Source organism: Sphingomonas sp. PL-96, from assembly GCF_020707215.1.
Lineage (GTDB): Bacteria > Pseudomonadota > Alphaproteobacteria > Sphingomonadales > Sphingomonadaceae > Sphingomonas.
Window position 1 is genome coordinate 406,702 of record NZ_JAJFET010000002.1, and the last position, 16,209, is coordinate 422,910.

Here is a 16,209-nt window from a genome sequence, read left to right on the forward strand (position 1 = left end):
ACACGCGGGCTGAACGATCGATGAGCAAGATTGTCCCCGACAACTATCCGCGGTAGTTGAAACAATATTACGGGTAGACGGCCAGCAGACGCCGCACCCGCCGAGGAGAGAGCGATGCGTTTCATCGACCATGTCGTCGCGCGTGCCGGCGACGAGGCTTCAGGCAGCGGCCGTACCGGCCGCGTGTTCGATCCCAACAGCGGTCAGGTGCAGGCGGAAGTGCGGCTGGGCACGCGCGCCGATCTCGATCGCGCCGTGGCCGCTGCACAGGCGGCGCAGCCCGGCTGGGCTGCGACCAACCCCCAGCGCCGCGCCCGCGTGATGTTCCGGTTCAAGGAACTGGTCGAGGCCGAAATGGACAGCCTGGCACGGCTGCTCTCCTCCGAACATGGCAAGGTGCTGGCGGACTCGCGGGGCGACATCCAGCGCGGGCTGGAGGTCGTGGAGTTCGCCTGCGGCATCCCGCACGCGCTGAAGGGCGAATACAGCCTGGGCGCCGGCCCCGGGATCGACGTCTATTCGATGCGCCAGCCGATCGGCATCGGGGCGGGCATCACCCCGTTCAACTTCCCGGCGATGATCCCGATGTGGATGTTCGGCATCGCCATCGCCTGCGGCAACGCCTTCCTCTTAAAGCCCAGCGAGCGTGACCCCAGCGTGCCGGTGCGGCTGGCCGAGCTGATGCTGGAGGCGGGTGCGCCGGAGGGCATCCTGCAGGTCGTCCACGGCGACAAGGAGATGGTCGACGCAATCCTCGACCATCCGGCGATCGCCGGCGTGAGCTTCGTCGGCAGCTCCGACATCGCGCACTATGTCTACCGCCGCGGGACCGAGGCGGGGAAGCGCGTCCAAGCAATGGGCGGCGCCAAGAACCACGGCGTCGTGCTGCCCGACGCCGACCTGGACCAGGTGGTCGCCGACCTCGCCGGCGCGGCGTTCGGATCGGCGGGCGAGCGCTGCATGGCGCTGCCGGTGGTAGTGCCGGTGGGCGAGCGCACCGCCGAGGCGTTGCGGGAGAAGCTGGTGCCCGCGATTGAGGCGTTGCGGGTCGGCGTCTCGACCGATGCGGAGGCGCATTACGGGCCGGTGGTGACCGCCGAGCACCGCGCGCGCATCGAGGGCTGGATCCAGCGCGGTGTGGATGAGGGCGCCGAGCTGGTCGTCGACGGGCGCGGCTTTGCGCTTCAGGGGCATGAGCAGGGCTTCTTCATCGGCCCGTCGCTGTTCGACCATGTGACGCCCGCCATGACGAGCTATCGCGAGGAGATCTTCGGGCCCGTGCTCCAGATCGTCCGCGCGCCGGACTTCGAGACTGCGCTCAGGCTGCCCTCGGAGCATCAGTACGGCAACGGCGTCGCGATCTTCACCCGCAACGGCCACGCCGCGCGCGAGTTTGCCGCGCGCGTCAACGTGGGCATGGTCGGCATCAACGTGCCGATCCCGGTGCCGGTGGCCTATCACAGCTTTGGCGGGTGGAAGCGCTCGGGCTTCGGCGATGCCAACCAGCACGGGATGGAAGGCGTACGCTTCTGGACCAAGGTGAAGACCGTCACCCAGCGCTGGCCCGACGGATCTGCGCTTCCGACCGGCAGCGAGGACGGCGGGCCCAGCCGGGTGCAGGACGCGTTCGTCATCCCGACGATGGGGTGAGGGGATGGGGCGCTTCCGATTCGCTGCGGTCGTGCTGCTGGCGCTCTGGGCGGTATCGCTGTGGCTGCCGGTGATCGCGGGGCCCGATCCGGCGAAGCATTTCCCCGGCTGGTCGATCCTGATCCTAGGCGTTTTGGGCTTCACCGTCGGCAAATTCGGATGGTTCGCGAACCTGATCATCGTGCCGGCCTGGCTATGGATCCTTGTGCGTCCGGCCTCTCAGGCAGGGCGGCAGCATTCGATGCGTCGCGGCGTCGCCGCGATGCTGACGCTGCTCGGGGTCGATGCCCTGTTCTGGCGGGACATGTACGGCGACAACGGTGCGATCCCGATCGAGGCGTTCGGAGCCGGCTATTACCTCTGGCTCATTTCGGTGTTCGGTACGGCTGCGCTCTTGTGGGTTGCGCCTCGCCCGAATGCCTCCCCCTCTGCAGTGATGGAGTGACCGTGGATCAGTTCGACCTGACCGAAGAGCAGCGCGAGATCCAGGAGCTGGCGCGCCGCTTCACCGCCGACCGCATTACCCCGCATGCGGGCGAGTGGGACGAAAAGCACATCTTCCCTCGTGAGGTGATCAAGGAGGCGGCGGGCCTGGGCTTTGCGGCGATCTATGTGTCGGAGGAGTCCGGGGGCATCAATCTCGGCCGGCTCGAGTCTGCACTGATCATGGAGGCGATGGCCTATGGCTGCCCGTCCACCAGCGCATTCATCTCGATCCATAACATGGCATCGTGGATGCTCGACCGCTTCGGATCGGCAGAGCTGAAGGCGAAGTACCTGCCCGACTTTGTCACGATGGAGCGGATGGCAAGCTATTGTCTGACCGAGCCGTCATCGGGTTCCGACGCGGCGGCGCTGCGCACCCGCGCGGTGCGCGACGGCGGCGATTATGTGCTGACCGGCACCAAGCAGTTCATCTCCGGCGCGGGCGAGAACGACGTCTACCTTGTGATGGCGCGCACGGGCGAGGAGGGGCCCAAGGGCATCTCCTGCTTCGTGGTGGAGAAGGATATGGCCGGCGTGTCGTTCGGCGCGCAGGAGCGCAAGCTCGGCTGGCACTCGCAGCCGACTGCGCAGGTGAACCTGGACGGCGTGCGGGTACCGGCCGAGAACCTGGTTGGCTCCGACGGCGAAGGCTTCCGCATCGCGATGATGGGGCTGGACGGCGGCCGGCTCAACATCGGCGCCTGCTCGCTGGGCGGGGCGCAGCGCTGCCTGGACGAGGCGGTTCGCTACACCCGCGATCGCAAGCAGTTCGGGCGCGCCATCGCCGACTTTCAGAACACCCAGTTCACGCTCGCCGACATGGAGACGGAGCTGCAGGCGGCGCGCATGCTGCTCTACACCGCCGCCGCCAAGGTGACGGCCGATGCGCCCGACAAGACGCGCTTCGCCGCGATGGCCAAACGCTTCGCCACGGACACGGGATCGTCGGTGGTGGACCGTGCGCTGCAGCTGCATGGCGGGTACGGCTATCTGATGGACTATCCGATCGAGCGTTTCTGGCGCGACCTGCGGGTGCATTCGATCCTGGAGGGGACCAATCAGGTGATGCGGATGATCGTGGGACGGGAATTGGTGCGCGAATGACCGCGGTTCGGATCGAGATCGAAGGCAAGGCGGGGCGCATCCGGCTGGCGCGACCCAAGGCGCTGCACGCGCTGGACGAGGCGATGTGTCGAACGATGCTCGACGCGCTGGAGGCATGGCGCGAGGATCCGGCAGTGGAGATCGTGCTGATCGACCATGCCGAGGGCCGGGGCTTTTGCGCGGGTGGCGACGTCCGCCGCGCCGCCGAGAGCGGGCAGGGCGACGGCGCCGAGGCGCGCGCCTTCTTTGCGACCGAATACCGCCTCAACCACCGGCTGTTCACCTATGCCAAGCCTGTCGTCGCGTTCATGGACGGGGTGGTGATGGGCGGCGGCGTCGGCATCTCGCAGCCGGCGGATTTACGCATCGCCACCGAAAACACCCTGTTTGCGATGCCGGAGACCGCGATCGGCCTGTTCCCGGACGTGGGCGGAGGCTGGTATCTGTCGCGGCTGCCGGGGCGGATCGGCCAGTATCTGGCGCTTACCGGCGCGCGGATCGACGGTGCGGCGTGCTGCGCGCTGGGGCTGGCGACGCATTATCTGCCGTCCGACCAGCTGGGTGCCGCCAAGGCGCGGCTGATGGGAGCGCCGCAGGAGGCGACCGCGATCCTCGATGCGCTCGCGCAGACCCCGCCGCCTGCCGCAATCCTGGAGCAGCGCGAGGCGGTCGACCGGCTGTTCGCGTCCGATCGGTTGGAGGAGATTTTGGCGGCGCTGGAGGCGGACGGCGGCGACTGGGCGGCCGAGCAGCTCGCGGTTCTGCGCAGCCGATCGCCCCTGTCGATGAAGGTCGCGTTGAAGCTGCTGCTCGACGGCGCGACCATGCCTACGTTCGAGGACGAGATGCGGCAGGAATATGCGGTGGCGGCGCACATGGTGCAGCGCCCCGACTTTGCCGAGGGCGTGCGCGCGGTGCTGGTCGACAAGGACAATGCGCCGCGCTGGCAGCCCGACACGCCCGAAGGCGTGACCGACCACATGATCGACCGCATCTTCGCGCCGCTGGACGCGGGAAGCGAATGGAGCCCCCAGGGCTGAAGGAGATCCGCATGGCAGAGTATGAAACGATCCTGGTCGAACAGCGCGAGGCAGTGACGCTGATCACGCTCAACCGGCCCAAGGCGCTGAACGCGCTGAACGCACAGGTGCTCGCCGACCTGGTGGCGGCACTCGGCGAATTCGACCGTGACGCGACGCAGGGCTGCGCGGTGATCACCGGCAGCGAAAAGGCGTTCGCGGCCGGCGCCGACATCAAGGAAATGGCCGAGATGGGCTTTGCCGACATGTACGGCACCAACCATCTCGCCGACTATGACCGGGTCACCGCCACCCGCAAGCCGGTGATCGCGGCGGTTGCCGGTTATGCCCTGGGCGGCGGGTGCGAGCTGGCGATGATGTGCGACTTCATCCTGGCCGCCGACACCGCCAGGTTCGGTCAGCCCGAGATCAAGCTGGGCGTGTCGCCGGGAATGGGCGGATCGCAGCGGCTGGCCCGCGCGGTCGGCAAGGCCAAGGCGATGGAGATGTGCCTGACCGGACGGATGATGGATGCCGAAGAGGCGGAGCGCGCAGGGCTCGTCTGCCGGATCGTGCCGGCCGCCGATCTGGTCGAGGAGGCGATGAAGACCGCCGCCACTATCGCGAGCATGGCGCCGCTTGCGGTCAAGGCGAACAAGGAGATGGTCAACGCCGCCTTCGAGACGGGGCTGGCCCAGGGCATCCAGTTCGAGCGCCGGCTGTTCCACGCGCTGTTCGCGACCGCCGACCAGAAGGAAGGCATGGCCGCGTTCGTCGAAAAGCGACCCGGGAACTGGACCGGGCGGTAGGAACGGCATCTGCATGAGGTGCAACCGCCCTCGGATATGAAGCCGTATCCCTGCGCAGGCAGGGATCCAGGGCCAAGCAGAGCAACGGCTCGCGGTGCACGATACCCTGGGCTCCTGCCTCCGCAGGAGCACAAGGATTTGAACAGGTCCGGCGGTCAAGTCGGGCGGGAGAGGATAGGGCATGGCACGGATCGGCTTCATCGGCCTTGGCAACATGGGCGGGGGCATGGCGGCGAACCTGGCGAAGGCCGGGCACGACGTGCGCGCGTTCGACCTGTCGGACGCGGCGCTGGAGAGGGCGCGCAAATCGGGGTGCCTGGCCGCGGGCAGCGCCCGCGCAGCCGCAGAGGGTGCCGAGGCAGTGGTCACCATGCTGCCGGCCGGACATCATGTCGCGCAGGTTTATGAGGAGGGCGTGTTCGGCGTCGCCGCGCCTGGGGCGGTGCTGATCGACAGCTCGACCATCGATGTGGCGACGGCACGCCGGCTAGCGGAGGCGGCAACCGGCAAGGGCCTGCTTGCCGTCGACGCGCCGGTGTCGGGCGGCATCGCCGGCGCTGCGGCAGGCACGCTCACCTTCATGGTCGGCGGCAGCGACGTGGCCTTTGCCGCAGCCGAGCCGCTGTTGAGCCTCATGGGCAAGGCCGTGATCCATGCGGGCGCGGCCGGCGCGGGACAGGCTGCCAAGGCGTGCAACAACATGCTGCTCGGCGCGACGATGATCGCGACCTGCGAGGCGTTCCTGCTCGCCGAGCAGCTGGGGCTCGACCCACAGACCTTCTACGACATCAGCTCGGCCAGTTCGGGCCAGAGCTGGTCGATGACGACCTATTGCCCAGTGCCGGGCGTGGGGCCGGAGACGCCGGCCGATCACGACTTTCAGGGCGGGTTTGCCGCGGCGCTGATGCTGAAGGACCTGCGGCTGGCGCTGGATGCCGCCAGCGCTGCGAGCGTCGATACGCCGATGGGCGCGCGGGCGGCGGAGCTCTACGCCAGCTTCGTCGCCGATGGCGGTGCCAGCACCGACTTTTCCGGTATCATCCGGATGCTCGCCAAGCGGGGCTGAACCCTTCGCCGCGCAAGTGCTGCTTGGGGGGCGGCGCGCTTTTCTGGCTTGGCTTCGCAGGCGCGGCGGCACAGGGGCCGCTCTCTCAACAGGGTGGACCGATGCGCCGTCTCTTTGCTCCCATTCTCGCCGGTGCGAACCTGTCGGATCGCCTGCTTGCCTGCCTCGGCGGCGTGCTCGGGATCGCGCTGACCAGTGCGATCAGCTTCTGGGCCTTGGGCGATCTCTCGTCGCTGCCGCTGCTGGTGGCACCGATGGGCGCAGCCGCGGTGCTGGTATTCGCGGTGCCGGCGAGCCCGCTGGCACAGCCCTGGTCAGTAGTAGGTGGCAACTTTGTCTCGGCGGTCGTGGGGGTTACGGCGGCGAAGTTCGTGCCGGTACCGCATCTGGCGGCAGGCATCGCGGTCGGCGGCGCGATCCTGGCAATGTCGCTGCTGCGCTGCCTGCATCCGCCCGGCGGTGCCGCGGCGCTGACAGCCGTGGTGGGTGGCCCGGCGGTGCTGTCGGCGGGTTATGGCTTCGCCTTTGTGCCCGTCGGCGTAAATGCGGTGCTGCTGATGCTGGCGGGCATCCTGTTCCACCGCTTCTCCGGCCACTCCTATCCGCACCGTCCGGTGCCGGTCGCGCCGCGCGCGGCGCTGCCACAGGAAAGCGTACCGCACCCCGAGGACCTGGATCGCGCGCTGGAGGATCTGGGCGAGACGTTCGACGTCAGCAAGGAGGACCTCGACCTGCTGTTCCAGCGGGTAGAGCATCACGCGAACGCACGGCGCGCACGAGGCGGGTGATCGTACTCCAATGATCGTGCTCCTGCGCGGGAGCACGAAATGCGAGCAGTTAGTCTCGATCCGCGATCTTGGCGCCGACATGCTCCTCGCCGCGCGCCTCGGCGAGTTTTTCCTGGCGGTGGCGTTCAGCGTAGCGGGCGCGGTCCGCGTCGCTGCGCTGGTGGTAGCAGGCGGGGCAGCTGACGCCTTCCTCGTAGAACGGGGAGGCCTGGTCGGCGACGCTGACCGGCATGCGGCAGGCGTGGCAGAGCGCATGGCTGCCTGGGGCCAAGCCGTGGCCGACCGCGACCCGCTGGTCGAAGACGAAGCATTCGCCGTTCCAGCGGCTGTTCGCCTCCGGCACGGTCTCCAGATATTTCAGGATGCCGCCCTGAAGGTGATAAACGTCGTCCACGCCCTCTGCGCGGAGCAGCGCCGTCGCCTTTTCGCAGCGGATGCCGCCGGTGCAGAACATCGCCACCTTGGGCTTGCCTGCCAGCAGCGTGTCGCGATGCGCGCGGAACCAGCGCGGGAAGTCGCGGAAGCTGTCGGTCTGCGGGTCCACCGCGCCTTCGAAGGTGCCGACCGCCACCTCATAGGCGTTGCGGGTGTCGATCAGCACCACGTCCGGATCGGCGATCAGGGCGTTCCAGTCCGCCGGCGCGACATAGGTGCCGACCTGGCCGACCGGATCGACGTGCGGCTCTCCCATCGTCACGATTTCCTGCTTCAGCCGCACCTTCATGCGGTGGAAGGGCATGGTAGCCGCGCGCGACTCCTTGTGCTCCAGCGCGGCACAGCCCGGCAGCGCCCGGATGGCGGCAAGCGCGCCGTCGATGGCGGCGTCCGTGCCCGCGATTGTGCCGTTGATGCCCTCGGGAGCGAGCAGCAGCGTGCCTTTGACGCCCAACCCGCAGCAGACCTGCGCCAGCGGCCCGCGCAGGGCGGCGGGGTCCGGAAAGGCGGTAAAGCGGTACAGCGCGACGACGCGGATCGGCAACGGGTCGGACACAGGCAGTTCTCGGGAATTGGGGGATACGGCGCACATAGAGGATCGGGCGGCCGCTCGCCAGCAGCGCCGCGCCGCTTTTCGGCTGTTTCACGCACGCGCAACTTTCGTTCGTGGAAACCCGTGCTACACTTGCGGCAAAACAGAACAGATGGAGAGGCCATTTGACCCCGGATTTCGACTTCGCGCTCGGCGAGATGGCCGAGGCGATCCGTGAGACCACGCGCCGCTTCGCCGCCGACCGCATCGCGCCCTTGGCCGCGCGGGTCGACGCCGAGGACTGGTTCCCGTGCGATCTCTGGCCCGAAATGGGCGCGCTGGGCCTGCACGGCATCACGGTCGAGGAAGAATTCGGGGGTCTGGGGCTCGGCTATCTCGAGCATGTCGTCGCGGTTGAGGAAGTGAGCCGCGCCTCCGCCTCCGTGGGGCTGAGCTATGGCGCCCACTCCAACCTTTGCATCAATCAGATCCGCCGTTGGGGCAGCGCCGAGCAGAAGGCGAAGTACCTCCCCAAGCTGATCTCGGGCGAGCATGTCGGTAGCCTTGCCATGTCGGAGGCGGGTGCCGGCTCTGACGTGGTGTCGATGAAGCTGCGCGCGGAAGCCGTCGACGGCGGCTACCGACTGAACGGCACCAAGTTCTGGATCACCAACGCGGCCTATGCCGACACGCTGGTCGTCTATGCCAAGACGGGTGAGGGGAGCCGCGGCATCACCGCCTTCCTGATCGAAAAGGACATGGCCGGCTTCGCCATCGGGCAGAAGATCGACAAGATGGGCATGCGCGGCAGCCCGACCGCCGAGCTGGTCTTCAACGACTGCTTCGTGGGCGAAGAGCAGGTGATGGGGCCGCTCAACGGTGGCATCGGGGTGTTGATGTCGGGCCTCGACTATGAACGCGCGGTGCTGGCGGGCATTCAGCTGGGCATCATGCAGTCGTGTCTGGACGTGGTGATCCCCTTCGTGCGCGAGCGGCGCCAGTTTGGCCGGCCGATCGGCGAGTTCCAGCTGATGCAGGCCAAGGTCGCCGACATGTATGTCGCGCTCAATTCGGCGCGAGCCTATGTCTATGCCGTGGCGCGGAGCTGCGACGCGGGACGCACCACGCGGTTCGACGCCGCGGGCGCGATCCTGCTGGCGAGCGAGAATGCGGTAAAGGTCGCGCTCGAGGCGATCCAGGCACTTGGCGGTGCGGGCTATACCAAGGATTGGCCGGTCGAGCGGTTCCTGCGGGATGCCAAGCTGCTGGATATCGGAGCTGGGACCAACGAGATCCGGCGGATGCTGATCGGGCGGGAACTGATCGGTCACAATCCCCCGGTGGCACAGTGATCCTCCCCGCGAGCGGGGAGGAGCTGTCATGACCGCCCCCATCCTGTCCACCAACGTCGCGCCCGACAGCGAGACGTTCAAAGCCAATGCCGCGCACAACCGCGCGTTGGCCAAGCGGCTGCGCGCCGATGTCGCAACCGCGGCCCGCGGCGGTAGCGAGCGGTCTCGCGAGCGCCACACCGCCCGCGGCAAGCTGCTGCCGCGCGAGCGCGTCGAGCGGCTGCTCGACCCCGGCTCGCCGTTCCTGGAAATCGGCCAACTCGCCGCCAATGGGTTCTACGACGACGAGGTGCCGGGTGCGGGCGTGATCGCGGGCATCGGCCCCGTGTCCGGTCGCCAGGTGATGATCGTGTGCAACGACGCGACGGTGAAGGGCGGGACCTATTACCCGCTCACCGTCAAGAAGCACCTGCGCGCGCAGGAGATCGCCGAGGCCAACCGGCTGCCGTGCATCTACCTCGTCGACAGCGGCGGCGCGAACCTGCCGCACCAGGCCGAGGTGTTCCCGGACCGCGACCACTTCGGCCGGATCTTCTTCAACCAGGCCAATATGTCGGCGCTCGGGATTCCACAGATCGCCTGCGTGATGGGCAGCTGCACCGCTGGCGGCGCCTATGTGCCGGCCATGTCCGACGAGAGCGTGATCGTGCGTAACCAGGGTACGATCTTCCTTGCCGGCCCGCCGCTGGTGAAGGCGGCGACCGGCGAGGAAATCACCGCCGAGGAACTGGGCGGGGCGGAAACGCATGGCCGCACCTCCGGCGTGGTCGATCATGTTGCCGAGAACGACGAACACGCACTGACGATCGTACGGGACATCGTTGCGACGCTGCCGCCCCCTGCACAGGCGAGCGTGAACCGCCAGCCGCCGCGCCCGCCCAGGCACGACCCGCAGGAGCTCTACGGCATCGTGCCGCAGGACGTGCGCGCGCCCTATGACGTGCACGAGGTGATCGCCCGGCTGGTCGACGGCTCGGAGTTCCACGAGTTCAAGGCGCTGTACGGCAGCTCGCTGGTGTGCGGCTTTGCGCATATCTGGGGCCTGCCGGTCGCGATCCTGGCCAACAACGGCGTGCTGTTCAGCGAGAGCGCGGTGAAGGGCGCGCACTTCATCGAGCTTGCCTGCCAGCGTCGCGTGCCCTTGCTGTTCCTCCAGAACATCTCTGGCTTCATGGTCGGCGGCAAGTACGAGGCCGAGGGGATTGCCAAGCACGGCGCAAAGCTGGTGACGGCGGTCGCCACGGCCTCGGTGCCCAAGATCACGGTGTTGATCGGCGGGAGCTTCGGGGCTGGCAACTACGGCATGTGCGGGCGCGCCTATAGTCCACGGTTTCTCTTCAGCTGGCCTAACAGTCGGATCAGCGTGATGGGGGGCGAGCAGGCGGCAAGCGTGCTCGCCACCGTCCATCGGGACGCCGATCGCTGGTCGCCGGAGGAGGCGGAGGCGTTCAAGGCGCCGGTTCGGCAGAAGTACGAAGACGAAGGCAACCCCTGGCATGCCACCGCCCGGCTGTGGGACGACGGCATCATCGATCCCGTGCAGACGCGCGATGTGCTCGGCCTCGCGCTGGCGGCGACGCTGGAAGCGCCGCTTCCGGAGACGCCGCGCTTCGGCGTGTTCCGGATGTGAGCATATTTTTCGCCCGTCGCCCTGAACTCGTTTCAGGGCCCACTTCGCCGCGGCCGCGGAGCCATCGGCGGCAGGCCGACGCCAGAGGTCAGGTCATGCCAGTCCGGGTTCTGGGACTCGATCAGGTTGATCTTCCAAGCACGATGCCACCGCTTCAGCTGCTTATCACGCGCGATGGCGGCCAACATGTCCGCAAACTGCTCGTATCGCACGAAACGGTGGACGGCGTAGGCGGAGGTGAACCCCGCATGGCTTCCGCTGCGATGCTCATGGAGGCGCCGCACCAGATCGCTGGTTACGCCGATGTACAGCGTGCCCAGTGGCTGGCTGGCAAGGATGTAGACGCAGGGCTGCTTAGGCATCGCCAACATCATAGCATGGCGCGTGGGGGGGAATGGATGCTGAAACAAGTTCAGCATGACGGGGGGAAGGCATGATCGCCTCCCTCCTCATCGCCAACCGGGGCGAGATCGCGTGTCGGATTATCGGTACGGCGCGGCGGCTGGGCATCCGGACCGTCGCCGTCTATTCCGAGGCCGATGCAAACGCGCGGCACGTGCGGCTGGCGGACGCGGCGGAGGCGATCGGCCCGGCGGCGGCGCGCGAGAGCTATCTTGTCGGCGAACGCATCCTGGCCGCCGCGCGCGCAAGCGGAGCGGAGGCGATCCATCCGGGCTATGGATTCCTTTCCGAGAACGCCGACTTCGCCGAGGCGGTGACCGCGGCCGGGCTGGTGTGGGTCGGCCCGGACGCGGCGAGCATCCGCGCGATGGGGCTCAAGGACGCCGCCAAGCAGCGGATGATCGACGCCGGGGTGCCGGTGACGCCGGGCTATCTGGGCGATGACCAGGGCCTCGAACGTCTGGCGGCGGAAGCGCAGGCGATTGGCTATCCGGTGCTCATCAAGGCGGTGGCCGGCGGGGGGGGCAAGGGGATGCGCCGCGTCGACGATCCCGCGCAATTCGCCGATCTGCTGCAATCCTGTCAGCGCGAAGCCGCCTCGTCGTTCGGCGATGACCGGGTGCTGCTGGAGAAATACATCCTCTCGCCCCGCCACATCGAGGTGCAGGTGTTCGGCGATCGCCACGGCAACGTCGTCCACCTGTTCGAGCGCGACTGCTCGCTTCAGCGGCGGCACCAGAAGGTGATCGAGGAAGCGCCCGCCCCCGGCATGAACGTCGACACGCGCGAGGCGATCTGCGCCGCTGCGGCGCGCGCGGCCACGGCGGTCGATTATGTGGGCGCCGGCACCATCGAGTTCATCGCCGACGGATCGGAAGGCCTGCGCGCCGACCGCATCTGGTTCATGGAGATGAACACGCGGCTGCAGGTCGAGCATCCGGTGACCGAGGAGATCACCGGCGTCGACCTCGTCGAATGGCAGCTACGCGTCGCGAGTGGCGAGCCGCTGCCGCTGCGCCAGGACCAGCTGGCTATTCAAGGGCATGCGATCGAGGCTCGGTTCTATGCCGAGGATCCGGCAACTGGATTCCTGCCGTCGACCGGGCAGCTCGACGTGCTGCGACTGCCGACCCCGGCGGCTGGCCTGGCAGACCTGCGCTATGACATGGGCGTCGAGGAGGGCGACCGCGTCTCCGACCAGTACGACCCGATGCTGGGCAAGCTGATTGCGCGTGGCGATACCCGCGAGGCCGCCGCGCAGGCGCTCGCCACCGCCTGCCGACGGACGCAAGTCTGGCCGGTGCGCACCAACCTGGGCTTCGCCGCCCGCTGTCTCAGCCATTCGGAGTTCCGCTCCGGCGCGGTCAACACCGGCTTCATCGAACGGCACCTGACTGCGCTGACCGAACCGACGCTGCCGCTCGACGCGATGGCGCGCTGGGCCGCCGAGGATCTGGTCGCGCCGGAAGGCGAGGGACCGTGGGAGCGGGGCAGCGGCTTCCGCCTCAACGCCGCCCCGCGGCGCGAGGTCGCGCTGGTCGACGATCGCGGCGGCCGCTACGCGGTCGATCTCGCCGAGCCGATCATGCAGGCGTTCGGCGGCTTCGACACCGACGAAGGGCGGGTGGTGCAGCACGAGGGCGAGCTGCGACGGTTCCGCCGCTTTCGTGCCGAGGGTGCAGCGAGCGGCGGCGCTGCCGACGGCAGCCTGCTGGCGCCGATGCCCGGCCGCGTCACTGCGGTCGACGTCGTGGAAGGGCAGGGGGTCGAGAAGGGCCAACGGCTGCTGACGCTGGAGGCGATGAAGATGGAGCACGGACTGGTCGCGCCGTTTGACGGCGTAGTGGCCGAACTGCGGGCGAGCGCCGGTGCGCAGGTGCGAGAAGGCACGCTGCTGGTGCGGGTGGAGAGGGAAGGCTGATGGCGGGGCGCACCTACGACCAGTGGCAGGTGGGCGACCGCATCGCGCACGACATCCGCCGCACCGTGACCGAAACCGACAATCTGCTGTTCTCGACCATGACCCACAACCCGCAGCCGCTGCACCTGGATGCGGAGGCGGCGCGCGCGTCGGAGTTCGGGCAGATCCTGGTCAACGGCACCTTCACCTTCGCGCTGATGGTCGGGCTGTCGGTGGGCGATACGACGCTCGGCACGCTGGTCGCGAACCTTGGCTATGACAAGCTCGTGCATCCCAAGCCGGTGTTCCTGGGTGACACGCTGCGCGCGGAGACTGAGGTGGTCGGGCTGCGCGACAGCCGCTCGCGCCCAGACGCGGGCATCGTCACCTTCCGCCATCAGCTCTTCAACCAGCGTGACGAGCTGGTCTGCGATTGCCTGCGCACCGCGCTGCTGCGGCGGGGTGCCGCATGAGGCTGCGCTCGTTGCTGTTCGTGCCCGGCGACCGGCCGGACCGCTTCGCCAAGGCAGCCGCAAGTGGTGCCGATGCAATCATCCTAGACCTGGAGGATTCGGTGCGTCCGGAGGCGAAGGATGCCGCCGCTGGCAACGTGGCGACGTTCCTGGCGCAGCCCGGCGGCGCGGTGCTTCGGCTGGTGCGCATCAACCCGCTCGATGCCGGGCGGCTCGACGCCGATCTCGCGGCGGCGCGGTCGGCGGACGGTATCGTGCTGCCCAAGGCGGAGGGAGCGGCGAGCATCCGTCAGTTGATCGAACGACTGGAGGAGCGCGGCCCGCCGATCCTGCCGATTGCCACCGAAACGCCCGCGGCGGTGTTTGCGCTCGGCAGCTATGCGGAGGTAGCCGACCGGTTGCTGGGGATCAGCTGGGGCGCCGAGGATCTCCCCGCCGCGATCGGCGCTGCGACCTCGCGCGAAGAGGATGGCCGCTACACGCCGCCTTATGAGATGCTGCGCTCGCTGACGCTGTTTGGCGCGCATGCGGCTGGAGTGGCGGCGATCGACACCGTTTATCCCGCGCTCGCGGATGGCGACGGGCTGGCGCGGTATGCGGCGCGGGCGGCACGCGACGGTTTTACCGGCATGCTCGCGCTCCACCCGGCGCAGGTGCCGGTCATCAACGCTGCCTTCACGCCGACACCGGAGCAGGTGGCGCATGCGCAGGGCGTGGTCGCTGCCTTCGCTGCCTCGCCCGGTACCGGCGTGCTCCGCCACGAGGGGCGGATGCTCGACGCCCCGCACCTGAAACAGGCGCAGCACCTGCTCGCGCGCGCGGAGCCTCAGGCCAGCAGCGCGACCCCCAGGGATCGCAGCGCATCCCAATAGCCCGGATAGGTTTTCGCGACGCAGCCCGGATCGAGGATGCGGATGCCGCTGATCTTCAGTCCGGCAAGCGCAAATGCCATCGCGATCCGGTGATCGGAATAGGTCTCGATCGAGGTCGCGAGCGTCTGCCCGGCAAGCGCCGGATCCCCATGCACCAGCAGGTCGTCACCCTGTTCCTCGGCCAGGCCGCTGCGGATACGGTTGAGTTCGGTGCACAGCGCGCGCGTGCGGTCGCACTCCTTCACGCGCAGGTTCGCAATGCCCGTGAAGCGCACCGGCTGATTGTTGAACGCCGCGAGCACGGCCAGCGTCGGGATCGCGTCCTGCATCTGCGCCCCGTCGATCACTGCCGGCATGTTGGGGAAGGCGGCGATCAGCGCCTGGGCCTTGGCGTCGGGCTGACTGAAGCGTTCCGGCGAAAGACCGATGTCGATGGCGCCGCCCGTAAGAACCTCGGCAGCCCAGAGATAGGTGGCCGCCGAGGCGTCGGGCTCGACCATCGCGTCCGCCGCACGGTAGCCGGTCGGGGCGACCCGCCATCCGCTGTCCCCCGTCGGGGCAACCGTGCTGCCGAAAGTCGCCATCGCGGTCAGGGTCAGATCGATATAGCCGCGCGCGCCGATGTTGCCGCCCGCCAGCGCAATCTCCACGGCCTCATTCGCGCAGGCGGCCGCAATCAGCAGCGCAGAGACATATTGGCTGGAGAGACCGGCATCGACCACCACGCGTCCGCCTGCAATCCCAGTGCCAACGATGCGCACCGGCGGACACCCTGTCGGCGCCTCGGCGGCGACGCCCATGGTCTTGAGTGCTGCCACCAAGGGAGCGATCGGGCGCTTGCGCATGTGTGCGTCGCCGTCGAGCACCGTCGTCCCGCGGATCGTCGCGGCCGCTGCAGTCAGGAAGCGCATCGCCGTCCCGGCATTGCCCAGGAACAGCGGCTCGGCGGAGGGATGCAGCGTTCCCGATGCCGTGACCACGAAGCTGGTGGCGTCCGGCTCCTCCACCGTCACGCCCAGCTGGCGCAGGGCGGCCGCCATATGGATGGTGTCGTCGCTCTTGAGCGCACCGGTAAGCCGGCTGGTGCCGCGCGCGAGTGCCGCGATCAGCAGCATCCGATTGGTGATCGACTTGGAGCCCGGCAGCACCACGCGGCCGACCAGCGGCGCTGCGGGTGGAACGATCGTCAGTGCGGAAGCGGGCTCGGTCATGGTTCGCCTTCGGGTACGTCAGGGATATCCCGGGCAAATCACGCGGGAGAGGCGGATAGGCAAGGGGAGATAGCCCCCAGGCCCCTATGCGGCAGCGATTCGCCTGGCTGATTCGGCGCCTGGAGCGGTGTTTCCATGGATCAGGGGTATGCGGGACAGGGGCGACACACCAGAAAAACCGCAGAAATGCGAGACTTTTGAGCTTTTCTGTCAGATTTGTGAAAAATGGGTTTGACGGGTGTGGGGAGTGGGTCTAGAGGCCTTTTCACCGCAGCGGCGCACCGAACTGGAGCGCTTGCTGAGGTCGCAAAAAACGTGGTGCTGAGCGCCTCTTGAAAGAGGGGTTTGCTGGAGCGCCGGCGTTTTGTTCTTTGACATTGTTGGTTTAGATGAAGGGACATGTGGGCGGCGGCTCCGGGTTCTGGCGTTTTCAAGGCGTCGGGTATTCGGTTAAAGCTTAAGCCAGTTCATATGTCCTAT

15 protein-coding genes are annotated in these 16,209 nt (G+C 68.0%); 12 read left to right on the forward strand and 3 right to left on the reverse strand.

Annotated features, from left to right (window positions below; all coding sequences use genetic code 11):
- Positions 1-114: 114 nt before the first annotated feature.
- The 7 genes from LK533_RS07435 to LK533_RS07465 all read left to right on the forward strand — a co-directional run bounded on the left by LK533_RS07435 (position 115) and on the right by LK533_RS07465 (position 6,922).
- Positions 115-1,650 carry a CoA-acylating methylmalonate-semialdehyde dehydrogenase gene (locus LK533_RS07435; protein WP_229362142.1) on the forward strand — a complete coding sequence of 512 codons (1,536 nt, stop codon included), beginning with the start codon at positions 115-117 and terminating at the stop codon, positions 1,648-1,650.
- A 4-nt stretch (positions 1,651-1,654) separates the two neighbouring features.
- Complete coding sequence (locus LK533_RS07440; protein WP_229362143.1) at positions 1,655-2,095, forward strand: hypothetical protein; 441 nt, start codon at positions 1,655-1,657, stop codon at positions 2,093-2,095.
- Between the two features lie 2 nt (positions 2,096-2,097).
- The gene (locus tag LK533_RS07445) at positions 2,098-3,240 is read left to right on the forward strand and encodes an acyl-CoA dehydrogenase family protein (protein WP_229362144.1); all 1,143 of its coding nucleotides are present in this window, start codon (positions 2,098-2,100) and stop codon (positions 3,238-3,240) included.
- Positions 3,237-4,280: an enoyl-CoA hydratase/isomerase family protein gene (locus LK533_RS07450; protein WP_229362145.1), complete on the forward strand. Its 1,044-nt coding sequence runs from the start codon at positions 3,237-3,239 to the stop codon at positions 4,278-4,280. Before LK533_RS07445 ends, LK533_RS07450 begins: the two co-directional genes overlap by 4 nt.
- A gap of 11 nt (positions 4,281-4,291) precedes the next feature.
- Positions 4,292-5,068, forward strand: a complete 777-nt coding sequence (locus LK533_RS07455) for an enoyl-CoA hydratase (protein ID WP_229362146.1) — start codon at positions 4,292-4,294, stop codon at positions 5,066-5,068.
- Positions 5,069-5,249: 181 nt separating this feature from the next.
- The gene (mmsB, locus tag LK533_RS07460) at positions 5,250-6,134 is read left to right on the forward strand and encodes a 3-hydroxyisobutyrate dehydrogenase (protein WP_229362147.1); all 885 of its coding nucleotides are present in this window, start codon (positions 5,250-5,252) and stop codon (positions 6,132-6,134) included.
- 101 nt (positions 6,135-6,235) lie between these two features.
- Positions 6,236-6,922, forward strand: a complete 687-nt coding sequence (locus tag LK533_RS07465; protein ID WP_229362148.1) for an HPP family protein — start codon at positions 6,236-6,238, stop codon at positions 6,920-6,922.
- Positions 6,923-6,971: 49 nt separating this feature from the next.
- Here LK533_RS07465 and LK533_RS07470 read toward each other — a convergent pair whose 3' ends face one another.
- Entirely contained in the window at positions 6,972-7,949 is a 978-nt protein-coding gene (locus tag LK533_RS07470; RefSeq protein ID WP_229362149.1) for a rhodanese-related sulfurtransferase, read from the reverse strand.
- 158 nt (positions 7,950-8,107) lie between these two features.
- On the opposite strand from LK533_RS07470, the gene LK533_RS07475 reads away from it, so the two are divergent.
- Complete coding sequence (locus LK533_RS07475; protein WP_324255269.1) at positions 8,108-9,241, forward strand: isovaleryl-CoA dehydrogenase; 1,134 nt, start codon at positions 8,108-8,110, stop codon at positions 9,239-9,241.
- Between the two features lie 28 nt (positions 9,242-9,269).
- Positions 9,270-10,871, forward strand: coding sequence for a carboxyl transferase domain-containing protein (locus tag LK533_RS07480; protein ID WP_229362151.1), 1,602 nt, complete (start codon positions 9,270-9,272; stop codon positions 10,869-10,871).
- A 32-nt stretch (positions 10,872-10,903) separates the two neighbouring features.
- Here LK533_RS07480 and LK533_RS07485 read toward each other — a convergent pair whose 3' ends face one another.
- Positions 10,904-11,233, reverse strand: a complete 330-nt coding sequence (locus LK533_RS07485) for a GIY-YIG nuclease family protein (RefSeq protein WP_229362173.1) — start codon at positions 11,231-11,233, stop codon at positions 10,904-10,906.
- Between the two features lie 71 nt (positions 11,234-11,304).
- Between LK533_RS07485 and LK533_RS07490 the strand changes: the two genes are divergently transcribed.
- Genes LK533_RS07490 through LK533_RS07500 form a run of 3 tightly spaced genes read left to right on the forward strand, consistent with a single transcriptional unit; the run spans position 11,305 to position 14,518 of the window.
- Complete coding sequence (locus tag LK533_RS07490) at positions 11,305-13,194, forward strand: acetyl/propionyl/methylcrotonyl-CoA carboxylase subunit alpha (RefSeq protein WP_229362152.1); 1,890 nt, start codon at positions 11,305-11,307, stop codon at positions 13,192-13,194.
- Positions 13,194-13,646 (forward strand): MaoC family dehydratase, encoded by a 453-nt coding sequence (locus tag LK533_RS07495; protein WP_229362153.1) that lies wholly within the window; start codon positions 13,194-13,196, stop codon positions 13,644-13,646. The genes LK533_RS07490 and LK533_RS07495 overlap by 1 nt, the downstream gene beginning before the upstream one ends.
- A complete protein-coding gene (locus LK533_RS07500; RefSeq protein ID WP_229362154.1) occupies positions 13,643-14,518 on the forward strand; it encodes an HpcH/HpaI aldolase/citrate lyase family protein in 876 nt (291 codons plus the stop codon). The genes LK533_RS07495 and LK533_RS07500 overlap by 4 nt, the downstream gene beginning before the upstream one ends.
- Here LK533_RS07500 and aroA read toward each other — a convergent pair.
- Positions 14,473-15,729 (reverse strand): 3-phosphoshikimate 1-carboxyvinyltransferase, encoded by a 1,257-nt coding sequence (gene aroA / locus LK533_RS07505; protein ID WP_229362155.1) that lies wholly within the window; start codon positions 15,727-15,729, stop codon positions 14,473-14,475. The two genes, LK533_RS07500 and aroA, sit on opposite strands and share 46 nt — an antisense overlap.
- Positions 15,730-16,209 lie beyond the last annotated feature (480 nt).